Consider the following 10,530-nt stretch of genomic DNA (forward strand, 5'->3'; position numbering starts at 1 on the left):
CGTTCAAGATCGGTCGTTCCTTAAGCATGAAAGGGTGTCCTTATGATAACGCAGTTGCAGAAGCTACGTTTAAAATTATGAAGACGGAATTCATTAATCAGATGAACTTCCACAGTTTACATCACCTAGAATTGGAGCTATATGACTACGTAAATTGGTTCAACAAACATCGCATCCATGGAACCTTAGGCTATATGAGTCCAGTAGATTACAGAAGATTATCCCTTAAAAAAGCTGTCTGATTTAGTGTTGACAATCCAAAGCTAGAGAAGTTGGTGGAAAGGGAAGAGCGATTGGCGGGTGTAACTGCTTCACAGCGGGTACCAAGGTTCTAACAGACGATGGGGAGAAATCGATTGAGGAAATCGAGGTAGGGGATAAGGTTCTCTCGAAGGGTGAACAGACTGGAGAGATGGCTTACAAGGAAGTCGAATGGCTCTTCCAACGTGTGGTAAAGGAAACGTATAATATTACTGTTGGGAGCGAAGTCTTAACGACAACCGATGAACATCCGTTTTGGATAGTTAATAAGGGTTGGGTAGAAGCACAGAATCTTGGAGTGGGCGATGTTCTGATTACTTCGGATGGCAAGAAATTAGCCGTTGAGAAAATTGAAGTCAAGAAAGAACAGAAGGTTGTCTACAACTTCAAGGTAAAGGACTTCCATACGTACTTTGTATCCAACCTTGGCATTTGGACACATAATGCTTGTAGTACACCTAATACAACTACGAAGTGGGATATAAAAACAAATTCTAAAGCAAAAGTTAGCTACAAATTCCACGGAGATACAATAACAGCTTACCAAGATAACACTAAGAAGGGCTATTGGTGGGCAAAAGATACTACCGGGCATGGCGGTTCAGCTTTTAAGGTGTTTGTAAGGAAAGGAAATGAACTACACTGGGTTACTGATGCAGATGAGTACGGGAATTTCATAACAGGGAAACACAAGAGTACAACGGGTACAGTCATAAAGTTGAAATAAACATAGTATAAAATGCCGTAAAGGGAACATCAATTTCCCTTTACGGCTATATGATGGGGATGATTTTATGGAACATGATCAATATTTAGATAATTTTTTGTTGCATTACTTTGACGGAATTCATCTGAAAAAGCCTTTGTTTTATAGTGCATCATTTGCCATTAGATTTGAAATGGGGGGGGATATTGATACGCCTAAAGAAAGAGTGGAGCAGGTGAAACAGAGAGCAATTGCTTTATTTGACAGATTAACTGAACATGATAACGATATTTGCTTTGTGATATTTGTAGATAAATGGAGTGATGAATCAATCAATGACATTGAGAGTGATGTCTTTAAAGTATTCAATACTTATATCAATAAGTTTGATTTTGGACATGTTTTTAAACAAGAGAAGGAGTATCGCTACAGAGATTCCGATGAAACTGATGATATAGTAACTATGAGATATTATATCAATGTGAAATCTCAAGATTTGAAAGTTGATAGTTTGATAGAGGCAATTGCAAATCGAACACTTGGTTTAGAACCTAGTATTGATGGTGACATATATTTAATAAATGACACGCACAAAACAATCTTTCATCTTTATGATGATAGAGGTTTGGACATTGTAGCAGAAAACAAGGAAACTCTAAGAACTGTTTACCAGCAGTATAGTCATTGGATATTGGACTATGACCGAAATAAAATCAATGAATTATTTTCATGAAGACCTTGGGGGCAACAATCCTCAAGGTTTTTCTTTGTTTACCTATACCCATTGCCGAATGAATTGAGCGGCACGTTCCGAAAGAACTTAACCCTCATCATCCCCGTATGATATTTTCCTGACAAGACGGTGCGTACAATTGAGATCAACAATTATATCCTAAATCACTATATACTTTTACGATATTCAGGTCGATTTCAATTGTTACTCGAGGTTTATTGTCTTTATGGAATCGAGGATGACAAAGAATATGGTGACATTCCTCCGTTTTGTAAATCGGGTGCGGAACAGCCTGGCTACTGCTGCATGGAAAATAGTTGTCCTTTTGTAGCCTACACAGATGCACCGTTTGAGATTGCATATGCTGGTGAATCAGGTGGGGTGCCTAACGCTGATTCTTGGATTGGCTTTGGCGGAGACATGGAACCTGATGATGCGGATGAGGGAAGAATCACTGATCTAAAAAAGTTATGGGAAGACATATGAAAACAGAAGGTCCAAGAAGCCTATAAAGAGTATATGAGAAAAAGTGGAATAGAAAAATAAACATTTGACCTTGAGGATGTATTACAGATTCTTCAAGGTCTTTCTATTTCCCATCCGTGAAAAATAAATCGAGTGGAAAGTCTAGAAAGAATCTAACTCTCATCACCGCATTTTTAAGTTAAATACCTTACCTCGCTTTATGATGATTTTTCCGAAATAAATTGAAACTGTAATCCGTTGAAATTTATCGATCCTAGTGGGAATAGATATATACCGTCAGAGATGAATTCCATTCTCAAAGCGACAGCGAAGATAACTTCAACCGAAAGTAGAGCATATTCATACGCTTATAACTTGTTAAGTCGAGAGTATGCAGATGTATATGATGATAATCGTTTTAATTATTTGTTTGGTTTATTAACGCAAACAAGTGCATACAAGAATAGTGCAGGAAATGCGGACTGGGCAAGAGCGGAATTAGCCAAGGATTACAGTAAATGGCATCAGGAAATCTCTTTTGCGGAAGCTTTGGCTTCATTGGGGCCAATAATCGGAGGCATAAGAAAAGGTAAAGAAGTTGGTGGAAAGGTAAGAGCGATTGGCGGATGTAACTGCTTCACAGCGGGAACCAAGGTTCTAACAGACGATGGAGAGAAAAATATCGAAGACATTGAGGTCGGAGATAAGGTTCTCGCCAAGGATGAGAATAACCCTGATGGAGAATTGGCTTATAAAGAAGTAACGGGGTTATACCGCAACCAACGTGATGATATAATTAAGTTGAACGTTGGGGAGCAGATCATCGAGACGACAGACAACCATCCATTTTGGGTAGAAGAAAAAGGGTGGGTCTTCGCAGATGAACTCCAAGTAGGTGATAAGCTCCAAAAATCTGACGGAAGCAATCTGATAATTGATAAGGTTGAGTTTGTTAATCTGGATGAACCAGTCACGGTTTACAACTTTACAGTTGCTAACTTCCATACGTATTATGTCACGGATTTGGGTATTTGGGTTCATAATACCAATTGTTATAATGATTATAACAAAATACTAAAAGGTGATAATTCGACATATAAGATACTAAAAGAAGAAACAAATTGGATGAAAGACCAAGGTATGGTTTCTAAGGGGACGATAAACGGCAGAAAAACTTGGTATGACGGGAAGTATTATTATCAGTGGGATAGTAAGAAAGGTGCTCTAGAAAAATGGGACAACAAGAAAAAAAACCACTTAGGTGAGTTTAATGCTGTGACTGGAGAACAATCAGGTAAAGCGGTGAAGAGAAGAGAATGGGGAAAATAAGGAGGTATTATATTGTCCCATGGAATGAGGTTTGTCGAAGAACATCGTCAAATTAATAAAGTTTTAGAAAAATTATATTCGAAGAGGGAACTAGACCAATGGTATGTAGACACAAGCCGAAAGAAACTTGAACTTCCTAGAGAAATATATGATATCGTCCAAGTTTCCGAAGTGAAAGTGCAAGATGGATTTTGTCCTTCTGCACATGTGTACTTGAAACTAAAAGATAGGCTCGGAGAAGGAGGATTTGTTTTACTGCAAGAAATTCAGTTAACAATTTCCAAACTAGTGCCTGTATACGAGTACTTGCTTTTCCATGAGGTGAAGCATAATGCTCTAGTTGGCAATTTAGGGTTAGTTGGTCCTGCAAATACGTTTGAGCTAATCGAAGCAGAAGTGCAAGTTAATAAAATACTTCAACAACATGGTTACATTCAATTAAGTCATGAATATGATTTGTATGATACTGTTTACGAGTGGGGGCAATTAGAAGGAATTGACCCCGTAAACCGGAGATTGACTCTAAAGGATGCAGCATTTGTTGATATATTGGAATTATGTAATGATTAGTGAAGAGGCCTTGAGGGAAGAAAACCTCAAGGTCTTTCTCTTACCCCACATAGTGCGGATTGAATCAGGTGGCATGTTTCGAAAGAAACGAGATGCTAAAAGTAATCTACACCAAAGACTCTAAGGGAAATATTAAAGTAATTGAAGTGATAACAACCCATGATGTTTATTAATCAAATGAAATAGAGATGGTTCGATGAAAATGAGAATCCAATTCGGATACGCCTACGACGGTGTATACGACCAAAATCGAAACGCAAGCGATAGGGGCGACTCAAAAAAGAATCACAGAATATGAGTACGATAGATCCCGAGGCCGCGCAGTTCCGACAAGAATTAAAGAAAGCAGCTACGATGGCGGCCGATGGTCACCAGATCGTTACACCCATCGAACCTATAATAGATGGGGATTTATTACTGCCGAGACAAATCCTCTAGGTGTAACAAATAACTTTCAATATGATTTTGTTTCAGAAAAGAAGGTTGCTTTGCTTAGTAGTACACAACCGTCAGCGAATAATGAATCCTTGCATTCTTCCTACCAATACAATTTTGCTAACGGTGAATTTATGCAGCTTATTATGAAAAATAACCATGGAGCTTTACTACAGCAAATAAACTATGCTTATGATGCTGTAGGGAACCCCATTACGATTCATATTAAGGGAGATCAAAGAGATACAGTCGTTCAGCAAGAATTCCATCCACGATTTAAATCATCCTATCTAAATAAACAGTCTGTTCAGGTGGCGAACGTAGATGGGGCGGTTTCGACCATTGAACAGCATCTAGAATATGAACCCTACCTAGGACTCGTAATAAAATCCATTGACGGCAACGGAAATGAGACCCATTACACGTATGATAAGCTTGGACGCGTGACATAGCGGCTCTACATCCAGAGTATACATGCCTGATGGTTCTACAGTGAATGCAACAAGAATTTGGGTAAGAAATAATGGTTCAGGTACATTTCATGGTTATCCTGCACCATAGAAAAAAGGAGACTGCCTATGGATTTTAGAATTCAAGCAGGATGTCCCAGATTTACTGGGGAGTTTGATGAAGATATATCTTCCTTGTCTGATGCTCTTGAGATTGTGTTTCCTCTTTGGACAGAAGATGTAATAATTATGTGGAAGAACATTTGTATTCCAATAGGGTACAAATACGACATGAGCCTGATGATAAATGACATCTTAGACATTCTTGAAAACCTTAGGACGAAAGTTTCTGGTGAGATAAGGGTTCACTGGCCATCAAATTCATTTGCATGTAAGTGGGATTTAACGTGGGATTCAAGTAATCTGGTAATTCGTTCGGAGTGGGAAAATGTTGTAGGGAAGACCGAGAATTTACTCAATCAAAGCGGTCATATTGTAACTACAAAAGAATTTTTTCAGTCAGAATGGAAAAGAGTACTTAAAAATATTATTGATGGTATGGCGAATTCCGGATTCAATGCAGTTTCAGTTCCTGAAATGGTACGATTAATCCGAAAGTAGAGCATATTCATACGCTTATAACTTGTTAAGTCAAGAGTTTGCAGATGTGTATGATAATAATCGTTTTAATTATTTGTTTGGTTTATTGACTCAAACCAGTGCTTATAAGAATAGTGCAGGGAATGCGGACTGGGCAAGAGCGGAGTTAGCCAAGGATTACAGTAAATGGCATCAGGAAATCTCCTTTTCGGAAGCTTTGGCTTCATTGGGACCAATAATCGGGGGCATAGGAAAAGCTAGAGAAGTTGGTGGAAAGGTTAGAGCGGTTGGCGGATGTAACTGCTTCACAGCGGGAACCAAGGTTCTAACAGACGATGGAGAGAAAAATATCGAAGACATTGCGGTCGGAGATAAGGTTCTCGCCAAGGATGAGAATAACCCTGATGGAGAGTTGGCTTATAAGGAAGTAACGGGGTTATACCGCAACCAACGTGATGATATAATTAAGCTGAACGTTGGGGAGCAGATCATCGAGACGACAGACAACCATCCATTTTGGGTAGAAGAAAAAGGGTGGGTCTTCGCCGATGAACTCCAAGTAGGCGATAAGCTCCAAAAATCTGACGGAAGCAACCTGACGATTGATACGGTAGAGTTTGTTAAACTTGTAGAACCAGTTACGGTTTATAACTTTAGTGTTGCTAACTTCCATACGTATTATGTCACGGATTTGGGTATTTGGGTTCATAATACAGAGTGTAACTTAAGCCCTAAAACTCTCGCTACTATGGGTAAAACAAACACAGGAAACGCAGGTCTAGAAGTTGGCTATATAACAAAAAGTACAGCACAAACAGCAGCTACTGAATTTGTAGGAAAAGGTTATACAAAAGGTACTGCTAGTAACGGATATACAACTTATGTAAGCTCCGATGGCAGATATGTAGCAAGGTATGGTTTTAAGAAAAATGGAGGACTTGAGTTGAATTTAGAGGATACTCAGACGGGTGGCAATTTTCATATCAAGGTCAAATGACAAAAAGGTGGAGATATTAGTTGGTTGTTCCCGTACTCAAAGGTATTGATTTCATTGAAATTAAAGATGGTTTGAAAGGCTCTAAATTAAGAGGTACAGCTTATATTGCTGAAGAAGATGATGTCGGTTCTGATTGTTTTCATTTTCAAGTGTTAACACCTGAGTATGTGATAAAAAGTCTTAATGAAAATAAGATGCTAAATTGTAGAGCAACATTCATTGTTCAAAACTTTGAGCTAGAATTGTTAGAAACAGAAATAAAAGAAATGCTCAAAGATTGTATTCGACCTACTTGGGAAGAAGCCGCAAAAGCTATCAATCGTCATTTGAACTGGGAGTATGACAATATCCAGTTCTATACGGAAAAAGATATATTATCAAAGCTAGACGAAAATAAGTAATAGGTTACACCCTTGGGGAATACGCAACTTTCTCAAGGGTTTTCTTTTACCCCCACTCAGTGCCGAATGAATCGGGCGGCACGCTCCGAAAGAATTTTACCCTCATCAACTTCGTATAATGTTTTTCTGAAATGTGGACGTACAAGTGAGAAGCGGTGATTAGAAGACAGTCATCGCCCATTTTATCGAGTGTAGGGCGGTTTATTAATGAGGATACGTATGAAGGGGATATCAAGAATCCGCTGAGTTTGAATTTGTATACGTATGTGTACAATAATCCATTAATTCATTTAGACCCTACAGGTAATTTTGTTTATCCAGTTTCTCCGTCTTTAACTTATGCGGTTGATATGGGAATTATTAATCAAATTTGGATGCACAAGTTAAGGGAGGTAAGGCTGTTGCAAAAAATGGGGCTGACTTCCTACTTCTTGATGATATAAATACCATGTTGGATCCTAATAGCTCATTAGGAGATAAGGGACTTGTGTTGTTGGGATTTTTGCCTCCGGTAAAATTAATTAAAACAGGAACCAAAGTTAGTAAAGCTGCTGCAAAAGTACTAGCAAAGTGCAATTGCTTTACTGCAGGGACGAAGGTATTAACAGACGAAGGGGAGAAACCTATCGAGGAAATCGAAGTAGGGGATAAGGTTCTCGCTAAGTCTGATGAAACCGGAGAAGTGGCATATAAAGAGGTCGTGGGGCTGTTCCAAAAACAGGCTGACGAAATTTATTACGTCCACATTGGGGATGAAATCATCGAGGTTACGGGTGAGCATCCGTTTTGGTTGGATGGTAAGGGATGGACGTTTGTTAAAGACTTGAAGGTTGGCGACTTGCTTGTTTCGAGTGTCAGTACTAAACTAGCGATAGATAAGATTGAGAAAGAACCTCGCGAAGCAACAGTTTATAACTTTGAGGTTAAGGACTTTAATTCATACTTTGTTTCAAACCTTGGGATTTGGGTGCATAACTGTAATTTAGCAAAGATAGGCGACAGTTTTGGAAAGTCTGGGGTTTTAGTAAACCATCCTGGTACTAGGATTGAGTGGTCTAAGGTTTCCAACCACGGATTAGAGAGAATGGGACAACGTGGAGTAACCCAATCAATGGCAGAGTCTTGGGTGAAAAATGGTAAGGCACTTTCTCAGAACAATGGAAGTAAGCATTTGTTCTTTACCAAAGATGGTGCTGTAGTTGTGGCGACCGATGGAACGCTTGTAACAGCAATCCCAAAAAGTCATTATGATGATGCGTATAAAGCACTTTCTAAATCATTATTTGGTGAATAAAACTTGGTGAGGTGATTTTTTGGTAGAGGAAATAACAAAAATAATAAATGACTGGAATCCCGCTGAAATTTACCCACTACTTCATGATGAATATCAATGTGAGGTTAGTAAAATCGTTGAACTACTCAGCTCTTTTGAATCTAAATCGACCATTTCTAAACAAATATACGACTTATTTGAGAGCTGTTTTGGTAATGAGTTCCGAAAGCCATATCATGAATGTGAAGAAATAACAGAAATATTAATAAATATTCAGTCATCTAAATAAAAATTGATACCTTTAGGGTGGATGAACTGACCCCTGTCAAGTAGACAGTGTAAAAATAGCTCTGGCACCGATCCTTCACTTTTGGTCGGTGCCTTTTTTTATGCTGCTGAAATGACGCTTGTACATCAATGCCGTCATACAGTTTAATTTTTTTGGTATCAATAATTATTGTAGTACTCAATGTATTCCATAATTGCTGCTTCCATTTCTTCGTACGTATTGAATTTCTTGAGGTTTTACATTTCGGATTTCATCATTCCCCAGAATGATTCCATTAGGCCATTGTCTATGACTTGGATACCCTGGACATAATTTGTGCCATTCCTGCATCATCTGGCATTTTCTTGAATGTTCTTTACAACCTACAGGTAATAACAAATGTGCATTTACAGAAACTGCAATGGAATGCGTTGGGGGCGGCAAAGGTGATGGAGGTGGTTCTTCCAGTAACAGCTATGTGGGAAGTACAGTTGTTAGAGGTAACGTTGCACCTCCTCCGAAAATAACACGTGCTTCGCCCAAGGTGAAATTTGAGGTTTCTTGGAATGAAGCAAAATCATTTAACAAACTGAATATTGAAAAGGCAATGAAGCCTCAGGGGACGGGTTATATTGGAAAGTCATATTCAGGTACAAGAAATACCGCTTCTGATTTTACGAGAGGTAATGGTAAGAGTACTCTAACAAAAACACTTTAATGACCATAAAGGTGATTTTGGTTTTACTACTGAGGCTCAATATCTTAAAGGTGCAAGAAATTTTCTTGAGAAATCTCCAACCTCAACAACACAATCTTTTGTTTCAAAAGAAGGCACATATTTTAGGTATGATACAGCAACGAATGAATTTGGAATTATTAATCAGTATGGTGGAATATCAACTTACTATAAGCCAACTGATGGAATTAAATATTGGAAGGAGCAAATCGGATTGTATGCTCCTAAGTGAGAGAGGGTGTGGAAATATGAAGAGATTACAGTGTCCATGTTGCTGTAATTTTACTATTGAAAGTAAGGATGAAGTGGTTGTAGATATTTGCGATGTGTGTTTTTGGCAGTTTGATGTTGTAGCTCATGCTAAGCCCGACATAAACATAGGAGCAAACCATATTTCGTTGAATCAAGCCAGAGAGAATTATAAACAATTTGGCGTATGCAAACTTCAATATAAAAATATGGTTAGAGAGCCGTTGGAAGAAGAATTACCAAAGAATAATATTGAGTAATTTTTATTCAGAAACTTTAAGGTCTGCATACCTATTTTAGGGTTAACAGCATGAAATATCACCTCAATAAACGAATAACACTTACAAAAGAGCAGAGGATTTACTTCTTGACAATTGGTTCGTACAAGACAACCAACAAACCAAACACTAAACAACTTGACTAACACACATGATAAACTTTCAAAGGCTTATTCCACTTGAATGATAAGGAGGAATAAGCCTTTTTGCATGCCTAAAACCAAAGGAGGATAAGAATAATGACAAAGCAGGTACAGGCAACGGCAGCATCACGATTACAGCATCTTATGTCCATGACGATTACGGCAAGCTACTGGCTCGTCAGGTTCCAGGACAAGGTATGCAGTACTACGTATCCAACGGACACGGCGACATTACGGAGATTCGGGATGCACAAGGCAATGTCTTGAACCGCTATACGTACGATATCTGGGGCAATCCATTGGTACAAGAGGAGCGAGTCCCGAACATTTTCCGTTACTCGGGCGAATACTGGGATGCGACAACGAATCTGCAATATTTGCGCGCAAGATGGTATGATCCAAGTGTAGGTAGGTTTATTAATGAGGATACGTATGAAGGGGAACTGGGTAACCCGCTAACGTTGAATCTGTATACGTATGTGCAAAATAATCCGTTGAAATATATCGATCCTAGTGGGAACAGATATATACCGTCAGAGTTGAATTCCATTCTCGAAGCGACTATGAAGATAACTTCTACCGAAAGTAGAGCATATTCATACGCTTATAACTTGTTAAGTCAAGAGTTTGCAGATGT

14 protein-coding genes and 2 pseudogenes are annotated in these 10,530 nt (G+C 38.7%); 15 read left to right on the top strand and 1 reads right to left on the bottom strand.

The annotated features are described in order from the left end of the window. The 12 genes and pseudogenes from BP95_RS0128305 to BP95_RS34675 form a co-directional block, all read left to right on the top strand. Nucleotides 1-242: IS3 family transposase (locus tag BP95_RS0128305; protein WP_028533802.1), on the top strand; the 242-nt coding region annotated here is incomplete at its 5' end. Between the two features lie 50 nt (nucleotides 243-292). After that, the gene (locus BP95_RS32190) at nucleotides 293-988 is read left to right on the top strand and encodes a polymorphic toxin-type HINT domain-containing protein (RefSeq protein WP_081819999.1); all 696 of its coding nucleotides are present in this window, start codon (nucleotides 293-295) and stop codon (nucleotides 986-988) included. A gap of 67 nt (nucleotides 989-1,055) precedes the next feature. Further along, entirely contained in the window at nucleotides 1,056-1,700 is a 645-nt protein-coding gene (locus BP95_RS0128315) for a DUF3885 domain-containing protein (protein WP_021252146.1), read from the top strand. Between the two features lie 201 nt (nucleotides 1,701-1,901). After that, complete coding sequence (locus tag BP95_RS31585; protein ID WP_021252145.1) at nucleotides 1,902-2,186, top strand: hypothetical protein; 285 nt, start codon at nucleotides 1,902-1,904, stop codon at nucleotides 2,184-2,186. A 237-nt stretch (nucleotides 2,187-2,423) separates the two neighbouring features. After that, nucleotides 2,424-3,494 (top strand): polymorphic toxin-type HINT domain-containing protein, encoded by a 1,071-nt coding sequence (locus BP95_RS0128325; RefSeq protein ID WP_139170669.1) that lies wholly within the window; start codon nucleotides 2,424-2,426, stop codon nucleotides 3,492-3,494. A 12-nt stretch (nucleotides 3,495-3,506) separates the two neighbouring features. Further along, the gene (locus BP95_RS0128330; RefSeq protein WP_028533804.1) at nucleotides 3,507-4,064 is read left to right on the top strand and encodes a hypothetical protein; all 558 of its coding nucleotides are present in this window, start codon (nucleotides 3,507-3,509) and stop codon (nucleotides 4,062-4,064) included. A gap of 233 nt (nucleotides 4,065-4,297) precedes the next feature. Continuing rightward, nucleotides 4,298-4,951 (top strand): RHS repeat domain-containing protein, encoded by a 654-nt coding sequence (locus BP95_RS0128335; protein WP_021252142.1) that lies wholly within the window; start codon nucleotides 4,298-4,300, stop codon nucleotides 4,949-4,951. A 126-nt stretch (nucleotides 4,952-5,077) separates the two neighbouring features. Further along, nucleotides 5,078-5,569 carry a hypothetical protein gene (locus BP95_RS31590; protein ID WP_021252141.1) on the top strand — a complete coding sequence of 164 codons (492 nt, stop codon included), beginning with the start codon at nucleotides 5,078-5,080 and terminating at the stop codon, nucleotides 5,567-5,569. A gap of 46 nt (nucleotides 5,570-5,615) precedes the next feature. After that, nucleotides 5,616-6,545, top strand: a complete 930-nt coding sequence (locus BP95_RS0128345) for a polymorphic toxin-type HINT domain-containing protein (RefSeq protein WP_021252140.1) — start codon at nucleotides 5,616-5,618, stop codon at nucleotides 6,543-6,545. Nucleotides 6,546-6,565: 20 nt separating this feature from the next. Beyond that, complete coding sequence (locus tag BP95_RS0128350; protein WP_021252139.1) at nucleotides 6,566-6,946, top strand: Imm8 family immunity protein; 381 nt, start codon at nucleotides 6,566-6,568, stop codon at nucleotides 6,944-6,946. A 191-nt stretch (nucleotides 6,947-7,137) separates the two neighbouring features. Further along, nucleotides 7,138-8,240: pseudogene (locus BP95_RS33665) on the top strand (polymorphic toxin-type HINT domain-containing protein); the annotation flags it as partial. Nucleotides 8,241-8,259: 19 nt separating this feature from the next. After that, the gene (locus BP95_RS34675; RefSeq protein ID WP_021252137.1) at nucleotides 8,260-8,508 is read left to right on the top strand and encodes a DUF1871 family protein; all 249 of its coding nucleotides are present in this window, start codon (nucleotides 8,260-8,262) and stop codon (nucleotides 8,506-8,508) included. Nucleotides 8,509-8,666: 158 nt separating this feature from the next. On the opposite strand, the pseudogene BP95_RS34680 reads toward BP95_RS34675, so the two are convergent. Beyond that, nucleotides 8,667-8,732: pseudogene (locus BP95_RS34680) on the bottom strand (IS3 family transposase); the annotation flags it as partial. Between the two features lie 538 nt (nucleotides 8,733-9,270). On the opposite strand from BP95_RS34680, the gene BP95_RS34150 reads away from it, so the two are divergent. The 3 genes from BP95_RS34150 to BP95_RS31595 form a co-directional block, all read left to right on the top strand. Beyond that, nucleotides 9,271-9,732 carry a CPCC family cysteine-rich protein gene (locus BP95_RS34150; protein WP_231515224.1) on the top strand — a complete coding sequence of 154 codons (462 nt, stop codon included), beginning with the start codon at nucleotides 9,271-9,273 and terminating at the stop codon, nucleotides 9,730-9,732. A 257-nt stretch (nucleotides 9,733-9,989) separates the two neighbouring features. Further along, complete coding sequence (locus tag BP95_RS34685; RefSeq protein ID WP_254777347.1) at nucleotides 9,990-10,160, top strand: hypothetical protein; 171 nt, start codon at nucleotides 9,990-9,992, stop codon at nucleotides 10,158-10,160. After that, nucleotides 10,091-10,530: RHS repeat-associated core domain-containing protein (locus BP95_RS31595; protein WP_036667667.1), on the top strand; the 440-nt coding region annotated here is incomplete at its 3' end. The genes BP95_RS34685 and BP95_RS31595, both read left to right, overlap by 70 nt.

Origin of the sequence: Paenibacillus sp. UNC217MF, assembly GCF_000686865.1 — a bacterium.
GTDB classification, from domain to species: Bacteria; Bacillota; Bacilli; order Paenibacillales; family Paenibacillaceae; genus Paenibacillus_B; species Paenibacillus_B suaedae.